Source organism: Roseateles sp. AC306 (genome assembly GCF_979253795.1).
In genome coordinates this window covers 25,395-51,543 of the sequence record NZ_CEEDEB010000007.1, presented here as the reverse complement: position 1 = coordinate 51,543, position 26,149 = coordinate 25,395, and the positions used below count along the sequence as shown (strand labels likewise).

29 protein-coding genes are annotated in these 26,149 nt (G+C 68.5%); 17 read left to right on the top strand and 12 right to left on the bottom strand.

What is annotated here, in order from left to right:
• The first annotated feature begins 69 nt into the window (after positions 1-69).
• The 8 genes from cyoA (at position 70) to AC0IZJ_RS15305 (ending at position 9,294) form a co-directional block, all read left to right on the top strand.
• Positions 70-1,146 (top strand): ubiquinol oxidase subunit II, encoded by a 1,077-nt coding sequence (cyoA, locus tag AC0IZJ_RS15340; RefSeq protein WP_471851292.1) that lies wholly within the window; start codon positions 70-72, stop codon positions 1,144-1,146.
• 12 nt (positions 1,147-1,158) lie between these two features.
• Positions 1,159-3,195, top strand: a complete 2,037-nt coding sequence (gene cyoB / locus AC0IZJ_RS15335) for a cytochrome o ubiquinol oxidase subunit I (RefSeq protein WP_471851290.1) — start codon at positions 1,159-1,161, stop codon at positions 3,193-3,195.
• Positions 3,196-3,210: 15 nt separating this feature from the next.
• Positions 3,211-3,834 carry a cytochrome o ubiquinol oxidase subunit III gene (gene cyoC / locus AC0IZJ_RS15330; RefSeq protein ID WP_471851288.1) on the top strand — a complete coding sequence of 208 codons (624 nt, stop codon included), beginning with the start codon at positions 3,211-3,213 and terminating at the stop codon, positions 3,832-3,834.
• Positions 3,834-4,229, top strand: a complete 396-nt coding sequence (gene cyoD / locus AC0IZJ_RS15325; protein ID WP_471851287.1) for a cytochrome o ubiquinol oxidase subunit IV — start codon at positions 3,834-3,836, stop codon at positions 4,227-4,229. The genes cyoC and cyoD overlap by 1 nt, the downstream gene beginning before the upstream one ends.
• A gap of 6 nt (positions 4,230-4,235) precedes the next feature.
• Positions 4,236-4,943: an SURF1 family protein gene (locus AC0IZJ_RS15320; protein ID WP_471851284.1), complete on the top strand. Its 708-nt coding sequence runs from the start codon at positions 4,236-4,238 to the stop codon at positions 4,941-4,943.
• Entirely contained in the window at positions 4,940-6,268 is a 1,329-nt protein-coding gene (locus AC0IZJ_RS15315; protein WP_471851282.1) for an ATP-binding protein, read from the top strand. Before AC0IZJ_RS15320 ends, AC0IZJ_RS15315 begins: the two co-directional genes overlap by 4 nt.
• Positions 6,261-6,815 (top strand): response regulator transcription factor, encoded by a 555-nt coding sequence (locus AC0IZJ_RS15310; protein ID WP_471851280.1) that lies wholly within the window; start codon positions 6,261-6,263, stop codon positions 6,813-6,815. The genes AC0IZJ_RS15315 and AC0IZJ_RS15310 overlap by 8 nt, the downstream gene beginning before the upstream one ends.
• Positions 6,816-7,107: 292 nt before the next feature.
• A complete protein-coding gene (locus AC0IZJ_RS15305) occupies positions 7,108-9,294 on the top strand; it encodes a carboxy terminal-processing peptidase (protein ID WP_471851278.1) in 2,187 nt (728 codons plus the stop codon).
• 167 nt (positions 9,295-9,461) lie between these two features.
• Here the strand turns inward: AC0IZJ_RS15305 and AC0IZJ_RS15300 are convergent, their stop codons facing one another.
• The 4 genes from AC0IZJ_RS15300 to AC0IZJ_RS15285 all read right to left on the bottom strand — a co-directional run bounded on the left by AC0IZJ_RS15300 (position 9,462) and on the right by AC0IZJ_RS15285 (position 12,213).
• Positions 9,462-10,442, bottom strand: coding sequence for an LLM class flavin-dependent oxidoreductase (locus AC0IZJ_RS15300; protein WP_471851791.1), 981 nt, complete (start codon positions 10,440-10,442; stop codon positions 9,462-9,464).
• A gap of 41 nt (positions 10,443-10,483) precedes the next feature.
• Positions 10,484-11,329 carry an alpha/beta hydrolase gene (locus tag AC0IZJ_RS15295; protein WP_471851276.1) on the bottom strand — a complete coding sequence of 282 codons (846 nt, stop codon included), beginning with the start codon at positions 11,327-11,329 and terminating at the stop codon, positions 10,484-10,486.
• 69 nt (positions 11,330-11,398) lie between these two features.
• Positions 11,399-11,968 (bottom strand): GNAT family N-acetyltransferase, encoded by a 570-nt coding sequence (locus AC0IZJ_RS15290; RefSeq protein WP_471851274.1) that lies wholly within the window; start codon positions 11,966-11,968, stop codon positions 11,399-11,401.
• Positions 11,965-12,213 (bottom strand): DUF2917 domain-containing protein, encoded by a 249-nt coding sequence (locus tag AC0IZJ_RS15285; RefSeq protein ID WP_471851272.1) that lies wholly within the window; start codon positions 12,211-12,213, stop codon positions 11,965-11,967. Before AC0IZJ_RS15285 ends, AC0IZJ_RS15290 begins: the two co-directional genes overlap by 4 nt.
• A gap of 106 nt (positions 12,214-12,319) precedes the next feature.
• On the opposite strand from AC0IZJ_RS15285, the gene gcvA reads away from it, so the two are divergent.
• Positions 12,320-13,243 carry a transcriptional regulator GcvA gene (gcvA, locus tag AC0IZJ_RS15280; protein WP_471851270.1) on the top strand — a complete coding sequence of 308 codons (924 nt, stop codon included), beginning with the start codon at positions 12,320-12,322 and terminating at the stop codon, positions 13,241-13,243.
• Here gcvA and AC0IZJ_RS15275 read toward each other — a convergent pair.
• From AC0IZJ_RS15275 to AC0IZJ_RS15260, 4 genes are all read right to left on the bottom strand, one after another.
• Positions 13,240-14,262: a cupin-like domain-containing protein gene (locus AC0IZJ_RS15275; RefSeq protein ID WP_471851268.1), complete on the bottom strand. Its 1,023-nt coding sequence runs from the start codon at positions 14,260-14,262 to the stop codon at positions 13,240-13,242. The genes gcvA and AC0IZJ_RS15275 overlap by 4 nt on opposite strands.
• A 45-nt stretch (positions 14,263-14,307) precedes the next feature.
• Positions 14,308-15,021 carry a YebC/PmpR family DNA-binding transcriptional regulator gene (locus AC0IZJ_RS15270; RefSeq protein ID WP_471851266.1) on the bottom strand — a complete coding sequence of 238 codons (714 nt, stop codon included), beginning with the start codon at positions 15,019-15,021 and terminating at the stop codon, positions 14,308-14,310.
• Between the two features lie 100 nt (positions 15,022-15,121).
• On the bottom strand, positions 15,122-15,769 hold the full coding sequence (locus tag AC0IZJ_RS15265) for a hypothetical protein (protein WP_471851264.1): 648 nt from the start codon (positions 15,767-15,769) through the stop codon (positions 15,122-15,124).
• A 36-nt stretch (positions 15,770-15,805) separates the two neighbouring features.
• A complete protein-coding gene (locus AC0IZJ_RS15260; RefSeq protein WP_471851262.1) occupies positions 15,806-16,885 on the bottom strand; it encodes a S1C family serine protease in 1,080 nt (359 codons plus the stop codon).
• A gap of 24 nt (positions 16,886-16,909) precedes the next feature.
• Here AC0IZJ_RS15260 and AC0IZJ_RS15255 point away from each other — a divergent pair, with 24 nt between their 5' ends.
• Genes AC0IZJ_RS15255 through upp form a run of 5 tightly spaced genes read left to right on the top strand, consistent with a single transcriptional unit; the run spans position 16,910 to position 20,500 of the window.
• Positions 16,910-17,560, top strand: coding sequence for a hypothetical protein (locus AC0IZJ_RS15255; protein ID WP_471851260.1), 651 nt, complete (start codon positions 16,910-16,912; stop codon positions 17,558-17,560).
• A gap of 4 nt (positions 17,561-17,564) precedes the next feature.
• Positions 17,565-18,281, top strand: a complete 717-nt coding sequence (locus AC0IZJ_RS15250; protein WP_471851258.1) for an acetyltransferase domain-containing protein — start codon at positions 17,565-17,567, stop codon at positions 18,279-18,281.
• Positions 18,282-18,302: 21 nt separating this feature from the next.
• Positions 18,303-19,085, top strand: a complete 783-nt coding sequence (locus AC0IZJ_RS15245; protein WP_471851789.1) for a polysaccharide deacetylase family protein — start codon at positions 18,303-18,305, stop codon at positions 19,083-19,085.
• A 10-nt stretch (positions 19,086-19,095) separates the two neighbouring features.
• A complete protein-coding gene (rlmB, locus tag AC0IZJ_RS15240) occupies positions 19,096-19,833 on the top strand; it encodes a 23S rRNA (guanosine(2251)-2'-O)-methyltransferase RlmB (RefSeq protein WP_471851256.1) in 738 nt (245 codons plus the stop codon).
• A gap of 34 nt (positions 19,834-19,867) precedes the next feature.
• Entirely contained in the window at positions 19,868-20,500 is a 633-nt protein-coding gene (gene upp / locus AC0IZJ_RS15235) for a uracil phosphoribosyltransferase (RefSeq protein WP_471851254.1), read from the top strand.
• A gap of 4 nt (positions 20,501-20,504) precedes the next feature.
• Here the strand turns inward: upp and AC0IZJ_RS15230 are convergent, their stop codons facing one another.
• Positions 20,505-21,698: an aminotransferase class III-fold pyridoxal phosphate-dependent enzyme gene (locus tag AC0IZJ_RS15230; RefSeq protein WP_471851252.1), complete on the bottom strand. Its 1,194-nt coding sequence runs from the start codon at positions 21,696-21,698 to the stop codon at positions 20,505-20,507.
• A 93-nt stretch (positions 21,699-21,791) separates the two neighbouring features.
• Here AC0IZJ_RS15230 and AC0IZJ_RS15225 point away from each other — a divergent pair, with 93 nt between their 5' ends.
• Positions 21,792-22,769, top strand: a complete 978-nt coding sequence (locus AC0IZJ_RS15225) for a GlxA family transcriptional regulator (protein ID WP_471851250.1) — start codon at positions 21,792-21,794, stop codon at positions 22,767-22,769.
• 121 nt (positions 22,770-22,890) lie between these two features.
• Positions 22,891-23,355 (top strand): hypothetical protein, encoded by a 465-nt coding sequence (locus tag AC0IZJ_RS15220; protein ID WP_471851248.1) that lies wholly within the window; start codon positions 22,891-22,893, stop codon positions 23,353-23,355.
• Here the strand turns inward: AC0IZJ_RS15220 and AC0IZJ_RS15215 are convergent.
• From AC0IZJ_RS15215 to AC0IZJ_RS15205, 3 genes are read right to left on the bottom strand one after another with little or no spacing between them, the layout of a single operon-like run.
• Positions 23,352-23,894: a chromate transporter gene (locus AC0IZJ_RS15215; RefSeq protein ID WP_471851246.1), complete on the bottom strand. Its 543-nt coding sequence runs from the start codon at positions 23,892-23,894 to the stop codon at positions 23,352-23,354. The genes AC0IZJ_RS15220 and AC0IZJ_RS15215 overlap by 4 nt on opposite strands.
• A complete protein-coding gene (locus AC0IZJ_RS15210; RefSeq protein WP_471851244.1) occupies positions 23,891-24,439 on the bottom strand; it encodes a chromate transporter in 549 nt (182 codons plus the stop codon). The genes AC0IZJ_RS15215 and AC0IZJ_RS15210 overlap by 4 nt, the downstream gene beginning before the upstream one ends.
• A complete protein-coding gene (locus tag AC0IZJ_RS15205; RefSeq protein ID WP_471851243.1) occupies positions 24,436-25,443 on the bottom strand; it encodes a D-2-hydroxyacid dehydrogenase family protein in 1,008 nt (335 codons plus the stop codon). The genes AC0IZJ_RS15210 and AC0IZJ_RS15205 overlap by 4 nt, the downstream gene beginning before the upstream one ends.
• Positions 25,444-25,523: 80 nt before the next feature.
• Between AC0IZJ_RS15205 and AC0IZJ_RS15200 the strand changes: the two genes are divergently transcribed.
• Entirely contained in the window at positions 25,524-26,033 is a 510-nt protein-coding gene (locus AC0IZJ_RS15200) for a DUF1993 domain-containing protein (protein ID WP_471851241.1), read from the top strand.
• Positions 26,034-26,149: the final 116 nt, after the last annotated feature.

Sequence of the window (26,149 nt, the reverse complement as noted above, 5' to 3'; positions counted from 1 at the left end):
TGATTTGCCTCAATCAACTTACATTCCTTCGCAGCGTGCAAGATCGTTAACCCTTGCGCGTCACCCAGGATGTACCCCATCAAGTCTGCCTTTTCCCGCGCCCTGGTCTTGTCAGCCAGCTTCGCTTTGTCTGGCTGTGACTGGATCGTGATGAAGCCGCACGGCGACATTGCGAACCAGCAGGCCCAGCTCATTGTCACGTCGACGCTGCTGATGCTGCTGATCATCGTGCCGGTGATCGCCCTGACGCTGCTGTTTGCATACCGTTACCGCCAGTCCAACACCGAGGCGACGTATGCGCCGGACTGGGACCATTCCACTCGCCTGGAACTGGTGATCTGGGGTGCGCCGCTGCTGATCATCATCGCGCTGGGCGCGATCACCTGGATCAGCACCCACAAGCTCGATCCTTTCCGCCCGCTGGACCGCATTTCGGAAGACAAGCCGCTGGTGGCCGACGTGAAACCCATGGAGGTCTACGCCGTGTCCATGGACTGGAAGTGGCTGTTCATCTACCCCGAGCAGGGCATCGCCACCATCAACGAGCTGGCCGCGCCGGTGGACAGGCCGATCCACTTCCGCTTCACTTCGACGACGGTGATGAACACCTTCTACGTGCCGGCGCTCGCCGGCATGATCTACACGATGCCGGGCATGGAGACGCAGCTGCACGCGGTCATCAACAAGGCCGGCGTGTACGACGGCCTCTCGGCCCACTACAGCGGCGCCGGCTTCTCGGACATGCGCTTCAAGTTCCACGGCCTCAGCAACGAAGACTTCGCGCGCTGGGTCGAGGGCAACAAGGCCGGTGGCAACACGCTGACGCGCGCCGGCTACCTGAAGCTCGAGCAACCCAGCGCCAAAGAGCCGATTCAGCGTTTCGCCAGCGTCGAGCCCGGCCTGTGGAGCGCCATCGTCGACCGCTGCGTCGACGGCAAGAAGATGTGCGCCAGCCAGATGATGGCCATCGACGCCGCCGGCGGCGCCGGGAAGGGTGGCGTGGCCAGCACCATGCGCAGCAGCTGGCGCGATGCCGAGGGCAACCAGCGTGAGCGCTTCGTCGTCGCCGCGCTGTGCACGCCGACCAATCCGCTGGGCCTGCCCATCGAGATCGAAGCCAGCGCTGGCAGCGCCATCAAGAACTAAGAGCAGCAGACCATGTCCAACGCCGTTGTCGCCCAGCACCAGGCTGCTGACCAGCTCCACCCCATCCTCGGCCGCCTGGGCTGGGACTCGCTGCCCCTGCACGAGCCCATCCTCATCGCCACCTTCATCGCCGTGGTGCTCGGCGGCGCGCTGGTGTTTGCGCTGGTCACCAAGTTCAAGCTCTGGGGCCATCTGTGGCGTGACTGGATCACCAGCATCGACCACAAGAAGATCGGGATCATGTACATGATCCTGGGCATCGTCATGCTGCTGCGCGGCTTCGCCGATGCGCTGATGATGCGCGCCCACCAGGCCATGGCCTTCAGCGAGAACGCCGGCTTCCTGCCGCCGCACCACTACGACCAGGTCTTCACGGCGCACGGCGTCATCATGATCTTCTTCGTCGCGATGCCCTTCGTGACCGGGTTCATGAACTACGTCGTGCCGTTGCAGATCGGCGCGCGCGACGTGGCCTTCCCCTTCTTGAACAACTTCAGCTTCTGGATGACCGCTGGTGGCGCCGTGCTGGTCATGATCTCGCTGTTCGTCGGCGAGTTCGCCAAGACCGGCTGGCTGGCCTACCCGCCGCTGTCGGGCATCCTGGCAAGCCCGGATGTCGGGGTGGACTACTACCTCTGGTCATTGCAGATCGCGGGGGTGGGCACGACGCTGTCGGGCATCAACCTGATCGCCACCATCATCAAGATGCGCGCGCCGGGCATGACGATGATGAAGATGCCCGTCTTCACGTGGACGTCGCTGTGCACCAACGTGCTGATCGTCGCCACCTTCCCCGTGCTGGCCGCCACGCTGGCGCTACTGACGGCCGACCGCTACCTCGGCACCAACTTCTTCACCAACGACCTCGGCGGCAACGCCATGCTCTACGTGAACCTGATCTGGATCTGGGGCCACCCCGAGGTCTACATCCTGGTGCTGCCCGTGTTCGGCATCTTCTCGGAAGTGGTGTCCACCTTCAGCCGCAAGAAGCTGTTCGGCTACGCCTCCATGGTCTATGCCACGGTGGTCATCACCATCCTGTCCTACCTCGTCTGGCTGCACCACTTCTTCACGATGGGGTCGGGGGCGAGCGTGAACAGCTTCTTCGGCATCACGACGATGATCATCTCGATCCCGACGGGCGCCAAGATCTTCAACTGGCTGTTCACGATGTACCGCGGCCGCATCAAGTTCGAGGTGCCGATGCTGTGGACGGTGGGCTTCATGATCACCTTCACCATCGGCGGCATGACCGGTGTGCTGCTGGCGGTGCCGGCGGCGGACTTCGTGCTGCACAACAGCCTTTTCCTGATCGCCCACTTCCACAACGTCATCATCGGGGGCGTCGTGTTCGGCGCCTTCGCCGGCATCAATTACTGGTTCCCCAAGGCCTTCGGCTTCCGCCTCGACGCGTTCTGGGGCAAGGTCTCGTTCTGGTGCTGGTTCATCGGCTTCTGGGTCGCGTTCGCGCCGCTGTATGTGCTGGGCCTGATGGGCGTCACGCGCCGCGTCAGCCACTTCGATGATCCGTCGCTGCAGATCTGGTTCGTCGTTGCAGCGGTCGGTGCGGGCATCGTGGCGCTGGGCATCGCGGCTTTCCTGATCCAGATCGGCGTCAGCATCCTGCGCCGCAAGGAACTGCGCGACACGACCGGCGACATCTGGGGCGGCCGCACGCTGGAGTGGTCCACCGCCTCGCCGCCGCCGGACTACAACTTCGCCTTCACGCCGGTCGCCCACGAGATGGATGCCTGGTACGACATGAAGCACCGCGGCGCCGAGCGTCCGGTCAAGGGCTTCGTCGCCATCCACATGCCGAAGAACACCGGCGCCGGCTTCGTCATCGCCATGCTGGCCACCGTGATGGGCTTTGCGCTGATCTGGCATATGTACTGGATTGCCGCGCTTGGCCTGGTGGCCACTGTCGTCGCGGCCATCGTGCACACCTTCAACTACGACCGTGACTTCCACATCCCGGCCGACGTCGTGGCCCGCAGCGAGGACGAGCGCACCCGCGCGCTGGCCGCTGCCGCCACCTCCGCCGCCTGATCGGGAAACGCTGAAATGTCTGCAACCATTGCCACCCACGTGAACGGCGCGCCGGTCTACTACGACCACAGCGGCGAGCACCATCCGCCGAACAGCACCATGCTGGGCTTCTGGCTCTACCTGATGAGCGACTGCCTCATCTTCGCGGTGCTGTTCGCTGTCTACGCCGTGCTGGGCCGCTCGTATGCGGCCGGCCCGTCGGGCGCCGACCTGTTCGACCTGCCGCTGGTGGCCGCCAACACGGCGCTGCTGCTGTTCTCGTCCATCACCTACGGCTTCGCGATGATCGCGATGCAGGCGCGCAACAAGCGCCATGTGCTCGCCTGGCTGGCGGTCACGGGCCTGCTCGGCCTGGGCTTCCTGGGCATCGAGCTCTACGAGTTCCACCACCTCATCCACGAGGGTGCCGGCCCGGGCCGCAGCGCCTTCCTGTCCAGCTTCTTCACGCTGGTGGGCACGCACGGCCTGCACGTCACCTTCGGCTGCATCTGGCTCGTCACGCTGATGTTCCAGGTCAACAAGCTGGGCCTCACGCCGCCCAACCGCCGCCGCCTGATGTGCCTGTCGATGTTCTGGCACTTCCTGGACGTCGTCTGGATCGGCGTCTTCACCTTCGTCTATCTGATGGGAGTGCTGTGATGGCGGCCGACCACGCTCACGATTCACACGGTCATGACGACCACCTCGACGGCGAGGCCGACTTCCACGTCAGCTACAAGGGCTACGCCACCGGCTTCATCCTGTCCGTCATCCTCACGGCCATCCCGTTCTGGCTCGTCATGGCCAAGGTGCTGCCCAGCCCGAAGATGACCGGCTTCGTCATCCTCGGCTTCGCCGCCGTGCAGATGGTGGTGCACATGATCTATTTCCTGCACATGAACGCCAAGGTCGAGCAGGGCTGGTCGCTGCTGGCCCTGATCTTCACGGCGGCGCTGGTCGTCATCATGCTGGCCGGCTCGGTCTGGGTCATGTTCCACATGAACGCCAACATGATGCCGACGCCCGACCCCGCCGCGATGCGCAACATGCCCTGACTGGGTATGGGCCGCGCCGCACGGATCGCCCTGATCGTCGCTGCGGCGCTGGCGAGCGTTGCTTTCCTCGCGCTGGCTGCCTGGCAGGTGCAGCGGCTGGGCTGGAAGCAGGACCTGATCGCCCGTGTCGAGCGGCAGGTCCACGCGGAACCGGTCGCGCCGCCGCCGGCTTCTGCCGTGGTCTCGAAAGCCGACGAATACCGCCGTGTCCGCCTGCACGGCCGGTTCGAGCCACGCCAAGTGCTCGTGCAGGCCGTGACCGAACTGGGCGGCGGCCACTGGGTGCTGGCGCCGCTGCGGCTGGACGATGGCAGCGTCATCCTCGTCAACCGCGGCTTCGTGCCGCCCGAGCAGCGCGCGCCCGAGCTGCATGCCGCGCCGAACGGTCCGGTCGCGCTGACAGGCCTGCTGCGCCTGACCGAAACCGGCGGCGGCCCGCTGCGCAGCAACGTGCCGGCCGAGGGCCGTTGGTACTCACGTGACGTGGCCGGCATCGCCGCGCAACTGGGGGTGGCCGACAAGGCCGCGGCGTACTTCGTCGACGAGTCGGCCGACCCCGCCCAGCCACAGCGTTATCCGCGCCCCGGCTTGACGGTCATCCGTTTCGCCAACAATCACGCCGTCTACGCCGCCACCTGGCTGGCGCTCGCGGCCATGGCCGCCGCCGCGGCCGGCTATCTGGTGCGCGAGGAGCGCCGGCGACTTCAGCCTTGAGCACCCAGCCACTGACCGCCGCCGAACCCGTTGCCGTAGCGCCCGAGCGCCGCGCCGGCCGCGCCAACCTGCGCCAGCTCATCGAGCTGCGCTGGCTGGCCGTTGGCGGCCAGCTCGCCACGGTGCTCGTCGTGCATGCCGGTCTCGGCATTGCGCTGCCCTGGGCCGAGATGCTCACGCTGCTGGGCGTGCTCGTCGCGTTCAACCTGTTCAGCCTCTGGCGCAACCGGCTCGCGCAGCCGGTGTCGCAGATCGAGCTCTGCATCGCCTTGCTCGTCGATGTGAGCGTGCTGACCGGCCAGCTCTACCTCGCCGGCGGCAGCGACAACCCCTTCATCTACCTCTACCTGCTGCAGGTCGCCGTGGCCTCGGTGCTGTTGCGGCCGGCCTACCTCGGCGCCATCGTGCTGAGCACGCTGACCGGCTTCGTCGCACTGACGCAGTGGCACCGCCCGCTGCTGCTGGACGCCACGTCGCCGACGACGCTGTCGCCCAGCTACCTGGGCGGCCTGCTGCTGTGCTTCCTGCTCAACGTCGGGCTGCTGAGCGTCTTCATCGTTCGCATCAACCGCAACCTGCGCCAGCGCGACGCCGAGCTGGCCGAGCTGCAGCAGCGCGCCGCCGAAGAGGTGCACATCGTGCGCATGGGCCTGCTCGCCAGCGGTGCCGCGCACGAACTGGGCACGCCGCTGGCCACGCTCAGCGTCATCCTCGGCGACTGGGCCCACATGGCGCCCTTCGCCGGCGAGCCCGAGCTGCGCGAGGAGATCGAGGAGATGCAGCGCCAGGTGTTGCGCTGCAAGGCCATCGTCACCGGCATCCTGATGTCGGCCGGCGAGATGCGCGGCGAGGCGCCCCAGCTGACGCCGCTGCAGGCCTTCATCGACGGCCTGGCCAGCCAGTGGCGCTCCGCCCACCCCCACGCCGGACTGGCGTTGCAGAGCCAGGACCTGCCGGACATCGACATCATTTCGGACAGCGCGTTGCAGCAGGTCGTGGCCAACCTGCTGGACAACGCCGCCGAGGCCGCGCCGGGCAGGCCGCTGACGCTGGTGGCGGCCTGTACCGGTGAGGGCATGCTCTCCTTGAGCGTGCTCGACGAAGGCCCCGGCTTCGATGCCGAGCGCCTCAAGCATTTCGGCGAGCCCTACCAGAGCAGCAAGGGCCAGCCCGGCCGCGGCATGGGCCTGTTCCTGTCGGTCAACGTGGCGCGCACGCTCGGCGGCCGGCTCGAGGCGCGCAACCGTGACGAGGGCGGGGCGGCCGTCACGCTGACGCTGCCGCTCGCCTCGCTGCTCCCCCGACAATTGCGCAGCCATGCCTGAAGACGACCGCCTGCTGCTCATCGTCGAAGACGACGACAGCTTTGCCCGCACGCTGACCCGCTCCTTCGAGCGCCGGGGCTGGCGCGTGCTGCGCGCCACGGGCCTTGACGACATGAAGGCGCTGCTCGACGGCCTGCCTGAGGACGAGGAACTGGGCCATGCCGTTGTCGACCTCAAACTCGCCGGCGGGGCCTCGGGCCTGACCTGCGTGCAGGTGCTGCACGGCTGGGACCCGGAAGTACTGATCGTCGTGCTGACGGGCTACGCGAGCATCGCCACGGCGGTGGAGGCCATCAAGCTAGGCGCCTGCCACTACCTCGCCAAGCCGGCCAACACCGATGACATCGAGGCTGCCTTCGCGCGCAGGCAGGGCGATGCCGACGTGGAGGTGACCGAGCGCCAGACGGCGTCCATCAAGACGCTGGAATGGGAGCGCATCCACGAGGTGCTGGCCGAGACCGACTTCAACATCAGCGAGACCGCGCGCCGCCTGGGCATGCACCGGCGCACGCTGGCGCGCAAGCTGGAGAAGCAGCGCATCAAGTGAGCGGTGGCGTCAGCCGGGCAGCCGCCTTGAAGGCTCTGGTCGCTCTGATGTATCTGCGACCGTCCTGGTATTGCCTGTTCGCCGGCATGGGCCGCTTCCCGGCGGAGCTGTGCTCAGCGCCGCAGGCCGTCACGGCCGCCCGGGCGCGGCTGAACCAGCGGGCCCCGGGCCCTGATCGCCCATCGCCATCACTTGACCGCCGCGTGAGGTCACGCCGGACCTGCCCCAGGCATTCACACCAGACATGGCACCATCCAGACGTGTAGATGGGCGTGCAGAACCGCATGAAGGAATGAGAGTGAGACACAAGATGTTGGGGTTGGTGCTGGCCGTTGCGGCCGCAATGCCGCTTGCGACCGCTGATACGGAGCTGGCTTATCCGCCGCTGCTCGAGCCCGGCGCGCAGGACGCCAAGGCGGCCCGCCTGTCGGCGGACCTGCTGTCGCGCTACCACTACAAGGCCCTGCCGCTGGACGACGCCCTGTCGAGCCAGGTGTTCGACCAGTACCTGAAGCTCCTCGATCCCGAGAAGCTGTACTTCCTGCGGTCCGACGTCGACCGCCTGGCGGCCGACCGCACCCGGCTCGACGATGCCATCCTGAAGGAAGACCTGCGCACCCCGTTCGCGATCTTCAACCTCTACGAACGCCGCGCTGCCGAGCGCATGGCTTTCGCGCGCAGCCTGCTGGCCAGGGGCTTCGACTTCGAGCGCAACGAGACGCTGATGATTGACCGCACGGACCAGCCCTGGCCGGCGACCGAGGCCGAGGGGCTGGAGCTCTGGCGCAAGCGCGTCAAGAACGACTGGCTGCGCCTCAGGCTCGCCGGCCGGGACGACGCGGCTATCCGCAAGCTGCTGGACAAGCGCTACGACAACAACGCCAAACGGCTGGCCAAGATCAACAGCGCGGATGCCTTCCAGGCCTTCATGAACGCCTACACCACGGCGATCGAGCCGCACACCAGCTACCTGGGGCCGCGCGCCGCCGAGAACTTCGACATCGCGATGCGCCTGTCGCTGGTGGGCATCGGCGCCGTCCTGACCGAGAACGACGGTCACATCGCCGTCCGCGAACTGGTGGCAGGCGGGCCGGCCATGGTGTCGGGCCAGCTCCAGGTGGGCGATCGCATCGTCGGCGTCGGCCAGGGGCCGTCAAGCCCGATGGAGGATGTGGTCGGCTGGCGCCTGGACGACGTGGTGGCCCTGATCCGCGGCAAGGCGGCGTCGACGGTGCGGCTTGACATCCTGCCGGCGGACGGCGGCCCCGACGCGCCGGTCAAGACCATCGCCCTGGTCCGCGACACCATCAAGATGCAGGACAGCGCGGCCAAGGCCAAGGTGTACTCGGTGACGACCGGCGACGGCAAGCGCCGGGTCGGCGTGATCACGCTGCCCTCGTTCTACGAGGACGTCGCGGCCATGCAGAACGGCACCAAGGACTACCGCAGCGCCGCGCGCGACGTGGCCCGGCTGTTGCAGGACCTGAAGGCCCAGCAGGTCGAAGGCGTGCTGATGGACCTGCGCAACAACGGCGGCGGCTCGCTGCGCGAGGCGGTTGAGCTGACGGGCCTGTTCCTCGGCAAGGTGCCCGTGGTGCAGACCCGCAATGCCAAGGGCGAGGTCTCCGTGGCCACCAGCTCAGACACTGCGGTGGCCTGGAAGGAGCCGCTGGCGGTGCTGATCAACCGGGGCTCGGCATCGGCATCGGAGATCTTCGCGGCCGCGGTCCAGGACTACGGCCGCGGCCTGGTCATCGGCGAGCCCAGCTTCGGCAAAGGCACGGTCCAGACTGTCGCCCGGCTCGACCAGATCGCCAGGAATCCCAAGCCGACGTTCGGCGACCTGAAGCTGACCATTGCGCAGTTCTTCCGCGTGAACGGCGGGACGACGCAACTGCATGGCGTGATGCCGGACATCCGCGTCCCCGCGGTGGGCGACGACAGCCCGTTCGGCGAATCGAGCTTCGGCAACGCACTGCCCTGGACGCGCATCCCGGCGGTCGACCACCAACCCGTCGGCGACCTGAAACCCCATCTGCCCCGCCTGAAGGCCTGGCACGAGAGCCGGGTGCAGCAAGACCGCGACTACCAGGACCTGGTGGAGGACCTGGCCAAGGCACGGGCGCAGCGCAAGAACAATGTGATCTCGCTCAACGAAGGCGTGCGGCGCAAGGAGCGCGCCGCGCAGGAGAAGCGCCTAGTCGCCCTGCTGGGCGGCGCCGCCGCCAGCGCCGCGTCGGGCGCGGGCGGCACCCTGGCGGACGACGGCCTGCAATTCAACGAGCGCCAGCTCGCCCGGGACCTCGCCGCCCAAAAGGCCCGCGACGCCGCCAACGACGTCCTCCTCAACGAGGCCGTCAACATCGTGTCCGACAGTGTGGCGTTGAAGGCCGGCAAGTCGCAGGTCGCGGCGAGCGCTTCGTCGCCCCGCCCCATGGAGATCAAGGCCCTGCTACTCCAAGGTTCATCGGAGCAATAGCGACCTCGCACCCAGCTGCGCCGTCCTGCTTTTCGCAGATCGAGGCGGCAGCCACGAGGAAGCCATGGCGATAAAGACCATTCGCCTCGGCGGTCGCCCAGCAGGCCTGCCCCGAACGTCGGCGATCAGCCTGGAACGGACCCACGTCGGGCGGCGCAAACGCCGGCTCAAAGCCCGGCAAGCAGCTCGTACGACCGCCGCCGCAGCGCGTGGTCGTGCACCGCGCAGGCGACGATGAACTCATCCGCCTGCGTGCGCTCCCGCGTCTTGGCCAGGCCCGCGCGCACCGTCTCCGGCGAGCCGACGATGGACTCGCTCAGCATGCGCTCCACCTGCATGCGCTCGGCCGGCGACCACAGCGCGTCCATGCTCGCCACCGGCGGCGGCAGCTTGCCGCGCCGGCCGCGCACCATGCCGAGAAAGCGCTGCTGGGCTGAGGTGAACAGGAACTGCGCTTCTTCGTCCGTCGGCGCGACGATGACGTTCAGGCCCACCATGGCATGCGGCTTGGCGTGGCGCACGCTGGGTTTGTAGGTCGCACGGTAGATCTGCAGTGCCTGCATCAGCATCTCCGGCGCGAAGTGCGACGCGAACGCGAACGGCAGGCCGAGGTAGGCCGAGAGCTGGGCGCTGTAGAGGCTGGAGCCCAGCAGCCAGATCGGCACCTCGGTGCCCTGGCCGGGCACGGCGCGCACTTGCGCTTCGTCGCTCACCGGCGCGAGGTAGCTCTGCAGCTCGAGCACGTCGTTGGGGAAACCGTCCTCGCCGGTCGACTCCAGGCTGCGGCGCAACGCGCGCATCGTCGGGCGGTCGGTGCCGGGCGCGCGGCCTAACCCCAAGTCGATGCGGCCCGGGAACAGCTCGGCCAGCGTGCCGAACTGCTCGGCAATGGTCAGCGGCGCATGGTTGGGCAGCATGATGCCGCCGGCGCCGACGCGGATGCGCTCGGACGCGCCGGCGAGCTGGCCGATCAGCACGGCCGTGGCTGAACTCGCCACGCCTTCCATGTTGTGGTGCTCGGCCACCCAGTAGCGCGTGTAGCCCAGCTCGTCGGCGAGCTTGACGAGGTCCAGGCTGTTCAGCAGCGCTTCGCGGGTGGTGGCGCCTTCGACGACGGGTGCCAGATCAAGGATGGAGAGTGGGGGCAGGGCGGTCATTCAGGCATCTTGCCGGCTGCGGCTTCGCCCTGTCAGCCTTGGGGTTTGCGCAGATGGTGTTGGAGCCAGGGCAGCAGCCGGGCCTCGTAGGCGGCCCGGTCGAAGTCGTGCAGGTCCACATGCGCAGCGCCCTGCACCGGCCACAGCGTCCTGGGTTCGCGCGCGGCGGCGAACAGCGTTTCGGTCTCGGGCCAGCGCGTGTGCAGGTCCTGGGTGCCCGAAGCAACGAGCAGCGGTGCGCGCACGCTGGCGATGGCGTCGACAGGGCGCAATTGGCCGGTGCCAAAGCCCAGCCGCAGCGGGATCTGCACCAGCAGCAGCGGCGCCAGCGCCTGGCTGGCCACGGGGCCCAGGCGCATGGCGAGGCGGTCCTGCACCGCATCGACGATGGTCGGGTAGACCGACTCAAGCACCAGCGCATCCAGCTCGGGCTGGCGCTGTGCGAACAGCAGGGACGCGCCACCCAGTGACACGCCGATGGCGCCCAGCTTCTCGCCCGGCAGCCGCGCGCGCAGCCAGGCCAGCGCGGCATCGGCCGCCCTGGATTCGTGCCGGCCAAAGCTGATGCGCTCACCACTGCTCTCGCCGTGCGCCGGCAGGTCGACGATGAGGCTGGCGACGCCCTCGCGCTGCAGCCAGCGGGCACGCGCCAGCATCTGCAGGCGGTTGCCGCGCACGCCGTGCAGCATCAGCACGGCGCCTTCGTTCGCGCGGCCGGGAAGGAACCAGCCGGCGATGCGCTGGCCTTCGCCGTACGGAATTTCGATCGTTTCAGCGATGACGCTGGCGGGCGGCAACCCGACGATTGCGCGGACCGGCCGCGTCAGCCATTCGCCGGCTGCCAGGCTCGCTGCGGCAAGGGCGACTGTGAGAGTCAACAAGGTCAGCAGGAGTGGCTTGGTCCAGGATCTGCAACGCTTGTGGGTCGGCATGGGCCGGCATTGTGATCAATCCTCCTTCGCGTCCAGGGTCAGCACCCCGCGCACAAGCTGGGCGCCATCCGGATGCGCCTCAAGGCGAGCGCCAAATTCACGCATCAGCGCCAGCATGCGGCGGTTGCCGGCCAGCACGTCGCCAAAGAGGCGCCGCACGCCCTGGCGGCCTGCGTCGGCCAGGAGGTGAGCCAGCAGCCGCCGGCCCAGGCCGCGGCCTTGCCAGTCGTCGGCCACGGCGAGGGCGAACTCGGCAATCGCCGGTCGCTCGGGGTCGCAGACGTAGCGGGCATCGGCAACCACCGGCCGGCCAGGCGCCTCGGTCTCGCCAATCTCGACCACCCAGGCGCGGTGGAGGCGCTGGTCCACCTCGGTCAGCAGTTTCAGCAGGGCCGGGCTCAACTCGCGCAGGCCGAAGTGGAAGCGCTGGTGGCGCGACTCCAGCGACAGGCCGTTGAAAAAGCGTTGCTCGGCGCAGACGTCTCCGGGCCGCAGCGGCCGCAGCCACGCCGCGCGGCCGCCCGGCAAGGCCCAGCGTTGCGCCCCGTGGGCAACAACGGGCGTGAGCGCCGGCGCGGCAATCACGGCCGCGCCTGGGCGGGGTGCAGGTCCAGCACGGCGTTGGCGCTGAGCGCGCTGATGGTCACGCCCTTGTCGTCGGGCACGACGAAGCACTGGCCCGGCTCCAGCACGATGTCGCGCGCGTCGTGGTCCAGCGTGATCCACAGCGTGCCTTCGGCGCTGCACAGGTGGGCGGCGCGCGCCTGGGGCAGGCGCGAGGTCTGGCCACGTTGCAGCAACAGGCGGGTGTGGGGGATGTCGATCAGCATGTCAGGCTCCTTGCATGCCATGCAGGCATGCACATGGCCTGAATGGTGATTGCCAGCGCCATCGCCGACAAACGATGATTCGGAAGGCTTCGCATTCCTTCAGATCATGTCAACCAAACCCATCGACCGTCTGCCGCCGCTGCAACTGCTGGCCTCCTTCGAGGCCGCCGCGCGGCACCTGAGCTTCACGCAGGCAGCCGAGGAGCGCTTCGTCACCCAGTCCGCCATGAGCCGTCAGATGCGCGGGTTGGAAGACGAGCTGGGCGTGGCCCTCTTCGAGCGCCGCCACCGCGCGCTGGCGTTGACGGAGGACGGCCAGCGCCTCTACGCCGCCTGCGCCATCGCGCTGAACACGCTGCGCGTGGCGGTGCGCACCGTTCGCGAGCCGCACCAGCGCCAGCTGCTCGCACTGACGACGACGCCCGGCTTTGCCTCGCTGTGGCTCATCCCGCGCCTGACCGCCTTCACCCGCGCCCACCCGGGCATCGACGTGCGCCTGGACGCCGGCCTGGGCAACCGCAACCTGGCCAGCGAAGGCTTCGATCTCGCCATCCGCTACAGCCCCATTGGCGCCGCCCAAGGCAGGCAGCTGTTTGCCGAGTCCATGCTGCCCGTCTGCAGCCCGCGGCTGGTGGGCGAACTGGGCCTGCCGCTGCGTGAGCCGCCCGACCTGGCCCGCCACACGCTGCTGCACCTGGCGATGGACGGCGACAGCGCCGGCATGCCTGCCGAATGGGAGCCCTGGCTCAGCGCCTGGGGCCTGAGCGACCTGCGGCCGGCGGCGCGTCTGAGCTTTTCGAGCTACTCCGAGGCGATTGCGGCGGCGATGGCGGGGCAGGGCGTGGCGCTGGGCCGGCGGCCGCTGGTGGACGCGCTGCTGGCCACCGGCCAGCTCGTCACGCCGTTCGACGCAGGCATCTCGTCCGCTCGCGCCTATCGCCTCATCGTCGACCCGGCGGCCAGGTCGCGCCCAGCGGTGAAGGCGTTCGAGGCCTGGCTGCTGGAGGAAGCTGCCGGTCTGCCGACCTAGGGCTTCTTCAAGGCCTCGGCGAGGATGGCCTTGATGGTCGCCGCACGCTCCGGCGATGCCGGGCCCATCTGGCCACGGTGCTCGGGTGCGAGGTGGCCCAGCGCCTTGCCACCGGTCTCGAAGACGAAATACTCGAACATGCCTTGCCAGAACGTCCTCTGCTCGGCCGGCAGGTCGCGAAACGCCAGCACCGCGTGCAGCAGCGCGTCGTAGAGCGGTGTTGCCGGCTGCGTGTCGGTCCACCAGTAGTTGACCAGCACGTTGAAGCCCGACAGGGATTGGACGTTGTGCCACCAGGCGTAAGGCATGTACAGCGCGTCGCCCGCCTCCAGTTCCGCCACCTCCGCCACCGCCAGCGCCTGCCGGAACTTCGGGAACTTTTCAAATTCCGGGTCGTCCAGCGGCACCATGCTGACCGGTGTGCCGCCCGGGGCAAAGTCGATCGGGCCCGGGTAGAGGTTGGGCAGTTGATCGGGCGGGAACAGCGTGAAGCGGCGCCTGCCCGCGACGACGCAGGCGATATTGCTCTTCAGGTCGAAGTGGGTCTGGACCTTGACCGCATTGCCGATCCAGATGTTCGGGACGACATTCGCGTCCAGCATCGGGAGGGTGTGCGCCTCGGTGAAGCCGGGCAGGCAGTCGGGCAGCGGCTGCGCGTCGATGTAGATGGCCGGCGCCTGCGCGTTGTCCACCTGGCTGAGCAGCAGGCGCAGGCAGTCCAGCAGCGATTCGGGGCGGCGCACGAAGTTGAGCCGCTCCATGTCCGGCCGATAGAAGAGGTGGCGCTGGCTTGCAGGGTCGCCGAGCACCAGCGGCATGGGCTTGCCGCCGTAGAACTGCAACAGGTACTCGCAGGTCGCCAGCGGCGATGCCTGGCCATGCCGCACGACGGGCCAGTCCTCGATCAGCCCGCGCAGGATGACGGGCCGGTTGGCGGGGACGATTTCTTCCTTGAACATCGCCGCTGTGACGCCGCGCCGCTCGATGGTTCTGGCGAAGGGATGGTCGGACAGGGTCATGGCGTCGGGTGAGGTCGAGGGCGATTCGGGTGTCGTGCAGCGGCCTCAGCCCGCCAGCCCGGCGTACACATGCTGCACGTCGTCGTTGTCATCCAGCGCAGCCAGAAAGCTCTCCACCTCTTCCAACTGCTCGGCGTTCAGGCTGGCCGGGTCGACCGGGTTCTTGGGCCGGTAGCCCAGCCTGGCGCTCAGCACCGTGAAACCCTGCGCCGGCAGCGCCCGGCTGACGAGGTCGAGGTCGGTCGGGTCGGTCAGGAAGACGGTGACGCCGTCCTCGTCCGCCGGCAGCAGGTCCTGCGCACCGGCTTCGATGGCGGCGGTGTCGGCATCGGCGCCCGGCGTGGCGGCCTCGGCTTCGATCATGCCGAGGTGGTCGTAGTCCCAGCTCACCGAGCCCGGCGTGCCTTGCTGCCCCTTGCGGAACAGCACGCGCATGTCCGACGCCGCGCGGTTCACGTTGTCGGTCAGCACCTCCACCATCACCGGCACGCGATGCGGCGCAAAGCCTTCGTAGATGACCTGCTCGAAGTGGACGACTTCCCCGGTCAGCCCGGCGCCCTTCTTGATGGCGCGGTCCAGCGTCTCCTTGGGCATGGACACCTTGCGCGCCTGCTCCACCACCAGCCGCAGCCGCGCGTTGTCCTTGGGGTCAGCGCCGTGGCGCGCGGCAATCATGATGTCCTTGGACAGCTTGCCGAACAGCCGGCCCTTGGCATTGGCGGCGATGTCTTTGTGTTTGGCTTTCCATTGCGCGCCCATGGGGTGTCCTGTGTCTGTCGAGTGAGCCCAGCGCGATGCTTCGGGCGGGGCGCTACTTTACGGGCACCCCTCGCGAAGGCATCTGTGCACGCGTGTTGGGTCACTGTCCGCAGTCGACATCGCACCGCAGCCTGATGGGCACGTGGCCAACCGCGCGCGCCGCGTCCAGGAGATCGCACTCGCAGGCCCCCACCGGCTGAAAGCGTCGCACCCTCAACTCACCTTGCGGAAGCAGTTTCAGGCAGTGGTAGTCGGGCCCGTCGTCACCGGAATCGACCGCCCACTCCGCAACGTTGCCCCAGGGAACGAACAGTTGCCCGGATTGCTGCATCACCCAGGATGTGGCGAGCGGCTGTCCGGTGCCGTGCATCGAGAGAACGGTGTGGCCGGAAACAGCCAAGCCGTCTGAACGCAGTTCCAGCCAGTTCTTCGTGTTGGTGAATCGCATGGGCGAGGTCACCTCGGGCCCGCCACCGGCCGGAACAACCCGACCCAGTCGCCACTCATTCAACACGTCGGGCGGCACGCGGCGCAGGTTGCGCCAGCGCCGGATGACCAAGCCGGCAAGCGCCACTGCTGGCACCATTGCGATGAACAAGCCGATCAGCAGCCCCGGCTCGGCGACCTTGCCGTGAATCGCAAATCCGAGAAAAGGGCTGGCGAACAACAGCATGAGCCAAAGCGCCAGCCAACCCAACGGCGTACGTGCTTCTTCGGGTAGCGGCGTGCGGCGATAGTTCGCAGACATGGTCTTCGGCGGATTCGGGTGCGCGCCGTGTCCGTGCTAGTCCGAACTTCCCAGCGTCGCCGCCACCTTCCGCGTCTGCCCCGTCCGCCAGACGGTCAATGTCACCTTCTCCCCGATCTGCCGCGTCTCCAGCAGCGACAGCATGTCGTCCAGGTCCGCCACCGGCTGGCCGTCGACGGCGGTGATGACGTCACCCTGCACGATGCGCCCGCTGCGGTCGCGGCCGAACGGCTTGAGCCCAGCCGCCGCCGCCGGGCTGCCGTCCGCCACGTTGACGAGCAGCACGCCCTTGGGCGCACCCAGCGCCTGCGCCAGGTTGAGCGGCCCTGCGGTCACGCCCAGCGCCGGTCGGATGAAGCGCCCGTCGCGGATCAAGCGCGGCACGATGCGGTTCACTTCGTCGACCGGAATGGCGAAGCCGATGCCAGCACTCGCCCCGCTCGGGCTGTAAATCGCTGTGTTGACGCCGATCAGCCGCCCTGCCGAGTCCAGCAGCGGGCCTCCCGAGTTGCCTGGGTTGATGGCCGCATCGGTCTGTATGGCGCCGCGGATGGTGCGGCGGGTGACCGACTCGATCTCACGGTTCAGCGCGGAGACGATGCCCGTCGTCAGCGTCTGGTCCAGCCCGAAGGGGTTGCCGATGGCGTAGACCTTCTGACCCACCTGCAGGTCGCGGCTGGCGCCCACGGCAATAGCCGGCAGCTTGTCGCGCGGCGCCTCGATGCGCAGCACGGCGATGTCGCGGTCGGGGAAGGCGCCGACGAGCTTGGCGGGGAAGCTGCTCTGGTCGGCCAGCGTCACGGTGGCGCGGTCACCGCCCTGGATGACGTGGAAGTTGGTGACGATGTGGCCGGCGTCGTCCCAGACGAAGCCGGTCCCCGTGCCGCTGGGCTGTTCGCTGGTGCGCAGCGAGAAGAAGTCTCTTTGCACGGACAGCGTCGTGATGTGCACCACCGACGGGCTGACACGTTTGAAGACACCGATGTTGTTCAGTTCCTCGGCATCGAGCGCGCCGCGGGCACTGACGGCGCGCGGTTGGGCGGCCTTGTTCTGGGCTTCGGCGGGGCCGGTGGCTAGCCCTACGATGAGGGCCAGGGCGAGCAGACGCTTGGACATGAAGCGAGCGAAGGAGCGGTTGCGATGGGGCACATTTTGGTCGGAGACAGCGGCGTCCTGCTGAAGCGAATGGGTGTGGGCCTGGGGCTGTGCATGGCTTTGTCCAGTGCCTGGGCGCAGCAGGTCTGGAAGTGCGAGGTGGGCGGCAAGGTCGTCTTCAGCGACAAGCCCTGCCCGCAGACCGGCCAGCCGGTGCCCGGGCGCAGCCTGCAGCCCAATGTGGTGGACGCCATGAAGCCCGAGGTGGTCGACGCCGCGATGGGCCGGCCGCCGGCTCCCGCGCCGCTGGCGCCATTGGCCCCCGCAGGCAATGCCTGCCCGGGCGAAGGCGAACTGCGCGGCATGCAGACGCGCGGCAACTCCACGACGCTGGGCGACGCCGAGCGGCAGTTCATGCTGGACGAGGTGCGCCGCGCCCGCCAGTGCCGCAACGGCCAGGGCCGCTACACCGACGCCGACTGGGACATCAGCCGCGAGGCGCAAGCCGCACAGACCCAGCTGAGCGACCGCGTGCGCCTGGATGCCCGGCAGCGCGCCGAGGCGATGCACAGCGCGGCCGACCCGGAAGAGGGCGACCGCATCGCCCGCCGCCGCATTGCCGAGGAGCGGCTGGCGCGGCGCCAACAGCAGCAGTCGCAAGGCGGTCAGAATCCCGCCGCCCCATCGCCCCGCTGACTCCATGCCACCGGCTCCTGCCGCTTCATTGCCCACTCGCTGCGACCGCCTCGACGCGCTGCGCGGCCTGGCCATCGTCTGGATGGCCGCCTTCCATTTCGGCTTCGACCTGAACCACTTCGGCTGGGTCCGGCAGGACTTCTACCGCGACCCGGTCTGGACCTGGCAGCGCAGCTGCATCGTCAGCCTTTTCCTGTTCTGCGCCGGCGGTGGCCAGGCGCTGGCCATGCTGAACGGGCAGGGCGCCGGCCGGTTCTGGAAGCGCTGGAGCCAGGTCGTCGGCTGTGCACTGCTCGTCACGCTCGGCTCGTGGTTCATGTTCCCGAACAGCTGGATCAGCTTCGGCGTGCTGCATGGCATCGCGACCATGCTGCTGCTGCTGCGCCTGGGCCTGGCGAGGCTGCCCGACGCGGCGTTGCTGGCGCTGGCCGTTGCCGCCATTGCGTTGCCGCATTTCGTTCAACACCCGGTGTTCGACACGCGCTGGATGAACTGGACCGGGCTCGTCACGCACAAGCCGATCACCGAGGACTACGTGCCCGTGCTGCCCTGGCTGGGCGCCATGCTGCTGGGCTTTGTCGTCACGCGCATGCGGCCGCAGATCTGGCACGGTGGGGCGCCCAGGCCGCTGGCCGTGCTGGGGCGCTGGTCGCTGAGTTTCTACATGGTCCATCAGCCGGTGCTCATCGGCGCGTTGATGGCCGTCCAATCCCTTCGTTGAGGAGACATTGACGTGAAAAAGATGATGCTGGCCGCGCTCGGCCTGTTCGCTGCGCTGGCCACCACGGCGGCGCCTTTCAGCTGGCCGGGCGGCGCGCAGGCCGCCGTCACGCTGGGCTATGACGACGCGCTGGACAGCCAGCTCGACCACGTCATCCCCGCGCTCAACAAGCGCGGCCTGCGGGGCAGCTTCTACATCCCCATCAACGGCCCGACCCTCCCCGCGCGCCAGAACGAATGGAAGGCTGCCGCCGCAGCGGGCCATGAGCTGGGCAACCACAGCCTCTTCCACAGCTGCTCGGCCAAGGGGCCGGGCCGCGAATGGGTGCTGCCACACCGCGACCTGGACAAGCAGACGCCGGCCCAGGTGCAGGAGCACATCCTCGCGGCCAACACCTGGCTGCAATCTCTGGACGGCAGGACCAAGCGCACCTTCACGCCGCCCTGCCTGGACCTGAAGGCGGGCGGGCAGGACTTCGTGAAGGCACTGCAGCCTCACTTCGTCGCCTACCGTGCGGCCAACCCGGCCATGGTGACCGACGTGACGGCGTTCGACCCCTATGCCGTGCCGGTGTACTTCGTCGAAGGCTGGACCGCCGAGCAGTTGATCGCCCTGGTCGAGAAGGCGGCCGCTCAAAACGCGATGGTCCACCTGCTGTTCCACGGCGTCGGCGCCGAGCACCTGAGCGTGACGCGCGAGGCGCATGACCAATTGCTGGACCATCTGGCCAAGAACAAGGCACGCTTGTGGACCGACACGATGGTCAACGTCATGGAGAACGCCCGCAAGCAAGCGGGGCGCTGACAATGGCGACATGAGCACGCCCAAGTCCGTCCTGTTCGGCTTCCACGCCGTCACCGTCCGCCTCAAGACCCACCCGGCCTCGGTCGCCGAGGTCCATTTCGACCCGTCACGGCGCGACCAGCGCATGCGCACTTTTGTCGAGCGCGCCAAGGAGGCCGGCGCCAAGCTCGTGGAGAGCAACGACGAGCGCCTGAGCCAGATCGCCGGCAGCCCGCGCCACCAGGGCGTCGTCGCCCGCGTGCAGGCCCTGGCCCAGCCGCATTCGTTGGACGACGTGCTCGACGCCGTGGAAGGCCCGCCGCTGGTGCTGGTGCTGGACGGTGTGACCGACCCGCACAACCTGGGTGCCTGCCTGCGCGTGGCCGATGGCGCCGGCGTGCATGCCGTGGTCGCTCCCAAGGACCGCGCCGTGGGCCTGAACGCCACGGTGGCCAAGGTCGCCAGCGGCGCGGCCGAGACCGTGCCCTACCTGATGGTCACCAACCTGGCACGGACCTTGAATGAGCTGAAGGAGCGCGACATCTGGGTGGTCGGCCTGTCGGACCAGGCCGAGCGCTCCATCTACGACGTCGACTTCAAGCGCCCCATCGCCTTCGTCATGGGCGCCGAAGGGGAGGGCATGCGGCAGCTGACGGCCAAGACCTGCGACGAACTCGTGCGCATCCCGATGGCCGGCGCGGTCGAGAGCCTGAACGTGTCGGTAGCGTCCGGTGTCTGCCTGTATGAGGCGCTGCGCCAGCGCAGATAATTCTGACTGTTTAGAAAAACTGGGAGTTCCCGTCATGGCCGTCATCGAAGTCAAGCACCCGCTGGTCAAGCACAAGATCGGCCTGATGCGCGAGGCGGACATCTCGACCAAGAAGTTCCGCGAGCTGACCGGCGAGGTGGCGCGGCTGCTCTGCTACGAGGCGACGGCCGACTTCCCGCTGGAGAAGACGACGATCAACTGCTGGAGCGGCCCCGCAGAGATCGACCAGATCGCCGGCCGCAAGGTCACGGTCGTGCCCATCCTGCGTGCGGGCCTGGGCATGCTGGACGGCGTGCTGGACATCCTGCCCAACGCCAAGGTGTCGGTTGTCGGCCTGGCCCGCGACCACGAGACGCTCAAGCCGGTCAACTACTTCGACAAGTTCGTCGGCAACCTGGACTCGCGCACGGCGCTCATCATCGACCCGATGCTGGCCACGGCCGGCAGCATGATCGCCACCGTCGACCTGCTGAAGGCGCGGGGCTGCAAGGACGTGCGTGCGCTGGTGCTGGTGGCGGCGCCCGAGGGGGTGAAAGCGCTGGAAGAGGCCCACCCGGACGTGCGCTGCTGGACGGCCGCCATCGACAGCCACCTGAACGAGGTCGGCTACATCATTCCCGGGCTCGGTGACGCCGGCGACAAGATCTTTGGGACCACGCAGGGCTAGCCCTTCAGTTCAGCACCTCTCGCAGCGCCCGGCGCAGCAGCGCCAGACCCTCGTCCACCTCGGCTGTGCTGATGTTCAGCGCCGGCATCAGGCGGATGAGGTGAGGGCGCGGCGCATTGAGCAGCAGGCCCACCGGCGCCAGCGCCTGGGCGGCCGCCACCACCTCGCCCGCGCTGTCTGACGGCAGCACCAGGGCCCGCAGCAGCCCGAGGCCGCGTTCGCCCACCAGGCCGTGGTCATGCGCGATGGCCAGCAGCCCGGCGGACAGTTGCGCGGCGCGCTCCTGCACATCGGCCAGGAACTCCTCGCGGCAGACCTCGTTCACCACCGCCAGCCCCACCGCCGCCATTAGCGGGTTGCCGCAAAAGGTGCCGCCCTGGTCGCCCGGCAGGAAGCAGTTGAATTCCTCCTTGCACAGCAGTGCAGCCAGCGGCACGCCGCCGCCCAGGCCCTTGGCCAGTGTCATCACGTCGGGCTCAATGCCGAAGTGCTCATAGGCGAAGGCAAGGCCGCAGCGGCCGATGCCGGTCTGCACCTCGTCGGCGATCAGCAGCACGCCGCGTTCGACGGTCAGCGCGCGCAGTTCGCGCGCGAAGCCCGGGTCGGCCACGACGACGCCCGCCTCACCCTGCACGAACTCGATCATCACGGCCGCCGTGCGCGGCGTCATCGCGCGCTCCACCGAGGCGATGTCGTTGAGCCGCGCCTTCACGAAGCCGCCGGGCATGGGCGGGTACAGGTCGCTCCAACCCGGCTTGCCCGAGGCACTCATCATCGCCAGCGTGCGGCCGTGGAACGACTGCTCGAATCCGATGATCTCGTGCGCGCCGCCGCGCATGCGGCTGCCCCAGCGCCGCGCCAGCTTGACGGCGCCCTCGTTCGCCTCGGCGCCCGAACTGGCCAGGAAGACGCGGTCGAAGCAGCTCAAGTCCACCAGCCGCGCGGCCAGGTCCAGCAGCGGCCGGTTGTAGTAGGCGGGGCTCGGGTTCACCAGCCGCTGTGACTGCGCCAGCAAGGCCTGCGTGATGAGGGCCGGGCTGTGGCCCAGGCTGTTGACGGCCCAGCCCTGAACGAGGTCGAGATGACGCTTGCCGCTCTCGTCGACCAGCCACGCGCCCTGGCCCGAGACGAAGACCGTGTCGGGGCGGTGGGTGATGGTGATGAGGTCTTTACCGAGGTCTTGGCCGAGTTCGTTCATGGTGAGTGCTTCCTGGTCCATGGCCGGCAGTTTGTGTTGATTGGCCTATGGCCGCCATGACGCAGTTCCCACCTTTTCTGCCAAGATGGCCGGATGACCTGCCACATTGCCTTCGTGCTCTTCCCCGGCTTCCAGCAGCTGGACCTGGCAGGCCCGATGGCCGTGTTCGAGCTGGCCCGGCTGGCGCGGCCCGGCAGCTACGACTGGCGCCTGGTGGCGAGCAATGCGCCTGCGGTGCGCAGCTCTGCCGGCGTGGCGTGGCCGGTGCAGGGGCTGCCGCGCCAGCTGGGTGATCTTGATCTCGTCATGGTGATTGGCGGCGATGGCGTTGACGCCGCCCGCCGGGACAGCCGCCTGGTGGCTTGGCTGCGCAGGGCCAGCCGCTCGGGCGCCCGCATTGCCAGCATCTGCAGCGGCAGCCTGGTGCTGGCCGCCGCCGGCTTGCTGGATGAGCGAACGGCCACGACGCACTGGTCCCGCAGCCGGCAGTTCGCCAGCGACTTTCCCGCGGTACGCCTGCAGCCCGACCGCATCTACGTTCGCGAGCCCGCCGTTCGCCAGCAGGGCCTGCCGGAACTCTGGACGAGTGCCGGCATGACCGCCGGCATCGACCTCTGCCTGGCGCTGCTGGCTCACGACCATGGCGAAGACGTCGCGCGCGAGGCCGCGCGCCATCTCGTCGTGGAGCGGCGGCGGCCCGGCGGGCAGTCGCAGTTCTCGCCGCTGCTGGACCTGCAGCGCCCCGATGGCCGTTTCGGCGCGCTACTGGACGAGGTGCGGCGTGACCTGCGGCGCGAGCTTCGCGTGGAGGACCTGGCCGCCCGGGCCTGCATGAGCCCGCGCCACTTTGCGCGCTGCTTTCACGCCGAGACGGGCGCCACGCCGGCGCAGGCGGTTGAGCGGCTGCGCGTGGAAGCGGCGCGCGCGGCGTTGGAGGGCGGGTCGGCATCGGTGCTGCGGGTGTCGGTGGACTGCGGCTTCGGCAGCACCGAGCGCATGCGGCGCGCGTTCCTGCGGCTGCTGGGCCGACCGCCGGCGGCATTTCGGCCCGGCGGTGTCGGCGCAGGGTGAACTTTCACCCCCGATGCGCTGATCCCTGCGGGCGCGCCCTTGCGTCAGTACAGGCAGGCAAGCCAATCCTTGGCGAGCCACCACCTGGTTCAACTGACTTGACTGACTGAAGGAGCTCAACATGGCCACCATTTCCACACCCACCGTGACCCTCGGCGCCACCAACGGGTCCAAGCGCGACGTGACCGTCGCCGGCACGATGACCTTCGCCGCCAACGATGTCGGCCGCACCTACCAACTGGAGATCGGCCTCTACGGCGAGGATCTGGCCGGTGACTCGCTGCCCGCCGATGACAGCGGCGCCGACGACCTGATCAGCACCTACATGTGGCCCGCCGGCACTCTGTTCCTGCGGCCCTACAAGGTCGTCACCGTCGCGGCTGCCGGCACGGTCAGCTACTCGGAGAAGCGCGCCATCGAGACGTCCAAGCTCGACGAGGACGCCGGCAAGGTGGTGGTCGGCATGGCCGACATCAACACGCCCATCTTCATGCCGCGCGCAGACGAGGTCTACGCCCGCGTGACACTGGGTGCGGCGCCGGTGACGAAGCGCTCGTCCACCGTGCAGGCCGGCATCGGCGTCTAAACGAAGCCGAGTGCGCCCAGCACGCCGCCACCCAGCACCATCCAGACGAGGCCCAGCCTCGTCTTCAAGGTCAGCAGCACGGTGGCGGCGATCAGCGCCAGCGTGCCCCAGCGATGGTCGTCGGCGCGCAGGAAGGGCAGGGCCAGCAGCCAGCCGGTGGCGACGATGAGCCCCAGCGTCAGCGGCATCATGCCGACCGCGAAGGCACGCACGGCGATGTGCTCGCGGTTGGCGCGTGCCCAGCGCGTCGCGGTCAGCGTCAGCAGCGACGACGGCAGCATGATGCCGGCCATCGCCGTTGCAGCACCGGCCAGGCCGGCGACGTTCCAGCCGAGCACGGCGACGAACAGGATATTGGGCCCGGGGGCGGCCTGGGCCAGCGCGATGGACGTGGTGAATTCGGTCTCGCTCAGCCAGCCGTTCTGAGCGACGAGGAAACGGTGCATTTCGGGCACCGTCGTGATTGCGCCGCCGATGGACATCGGCGACAGCACCAGGAAGTGCAGGAACAGGCTGCCGAAGTCGACGGGCAGGCTCATCGGAGCTTTCGCCAGGCCAGGGCCATGCCGCCGCCGCCCACCACGGCCAGCACCGTGACCAGCGGCCAGCGCAGCAGGCCGATGAGCAAGAAGGCCGCCAGCGCCAGCCCCAGCGCCGTCCACCGGCCCATGGGGTTGTGCTTGAGTGCCGGCAGCAGCTTGATGCCGGTGGCCAGCACCAGGCCGGCCGACACGGCGCCCATGCCGCGCAGCGCGTTGACGGCGATCGGGTGCTTGGACAACTCGCCGTAGGCGGCGGCAAGACCCAGCACGATGACGGCCGGCACCGCCAGCATGCCCGCGAGCGCCACCGCCGCGCCGCGGGTGCCGAAGAAGCGGTCCCCGACCATCAGAGACAGGTTGACCACGTTGGGGCCCGGCAGCACCTGGGCGATGGCCAGCATCTCGACGAACTCTTCCTTGGTGAGCCAGTTGAGCCGTTCGACCAGCTCTCGCTGCGCCACCGCCAGCACACCCCCGAAACCTTGCAGCGCCAGCCGCGTGAAGGCGACGAAGAGCGCGCTCAAGGATTCGGGGCGGTTCACCGGTGAACCTTAAGCGCCTCGGGGTTGACGAGGTGGGTCGGCTGCGCCTTGATGAAGTTCAGCACGTTGTCGAAGGCGGCGTCGAAATAGAGCTCGTAGCTGTCCTGTTCCACATAGCCGATGTGGGGCGTGCAGACGGCGTTCTCCAGCCGCAGCAGCGGGTGGCCCTGCAGGATGGGCTCGCTCTCGAACACGTCGATGGCGGCCATGCCGGGCCGGCCGCGGTTGAGGGCCGACACCAGCGCGCCTTCCACCACCAGCTCGGCCCGCGAGGTGTTCACGAACAGGGCCGTCGGCTTCATGCGCGCCAGGTCCTCGGGCGTGACGATGCCGCGCGTGCCGTCGCACAGGCGCAGATGCACCGAGAGCACATCCGACTCGGCAAAGAACGCCTCGCGGCTGGGCGCGGCCTGGTAGCCGTCGGCCTCGGCCTTCAGGCGCGAGCCCTCGCTGCCCCAGACCATGACCTGCATGCCGAACGCGCGGCCGTACCCGGCCACGAGCTGGCCGATCTTGCCGTAGCCCCAGATGCCCAGCGTCTTGCCGCGCAGCACCATGCCGACGCCGAAATTCGCCGGCATGGACGCCGCCTTCAGCCCGGCCTGTTGCCAGGCGCCGTGCTTGAGGTTGCCGATGTACTGCGGCAGCCGGCGCATGGACGCCATGATCAGCGCCCAGGTCAGCTCGGCCGGCGCGACCGGGTTGCCCACGCCTTCAGCGACGGCGATGCCCAGCCGGGTGCAGGCCTCCACGTCGATGTGGCTGCCGACGCGGCCGGTCTGCGAGATCAGCTTGAGCTTGGGCAGCTTTTCGAGCAGTTGCCGCGGGAAGGCGGTGCGCTCGCGCACGAGCACCAGCACCTCGGCGTCGCGCAGCCGCACGGACAGCTGGCCGATGCCCTTGACCGTGTTGGTGAACACCTTGGCATTCAGGGGTTCCAACTTGGCCGCGCAGCGCAGCTTGCGCACGGCGTCCTGGTAGTCGTCGAGGATGATGACATTCATAGCTTGCTTCATTGTGCCGCGTGCATCGCGGGGCTTTGAGCTGCATGGCTACCATCGGTTTCCCTCAAGGAGACAACCCGATGACGACGATTTCCATGCACGCCGCGAGCGTGCCCGCCTTTGCCAAGTTGCTGGGCAATATGCTGACCTGGCTGGAGGCCGCCAAGGCCCATGCCGAGGCGAAGAAGTTCTCCACCGACGTCTACCTGACGCTGCGCCTGGCGCCCGACATGCTGCCCTTCGCTCGGCAGATCCAGATCGCCAGCGACGCGGCCAAGGGCTGCGTGGCGCGGCTGGCCGGCCAGGAGAACCCGAAGTTTGAGGACAACGAGGCCACGCTGGACGAACTGGCCGAGCGCATCCGCAAGACGCGCGACTTCGTGCTTTCCGCGCCGGCCGGCGCCTTCGAAGGCAGCGAGGACCGCGAGATCGTCATCCCGCGCCGCACGGGCGATCCGCACAAGTTCGACGGCCTGACCTATCTGAGACATTTCGCACTGCCCAACTTCTACTTCCATGCCACCACGACCTACGCGCTGCTGCGCCATGCCGGCGTGCCGCTGGGCAAGAACGACTTCCTTGGGGGCTGATTCCCCAGTTTGAGGTGGCCCGGCCGGGAATTGCTGCGCATTCCGCAGCCTATTCCCCGCGCCTTCCGGGCCGTTGCGGCTTGAAAATCGGCAGACGATCCGCTCTCGCCGCCCGC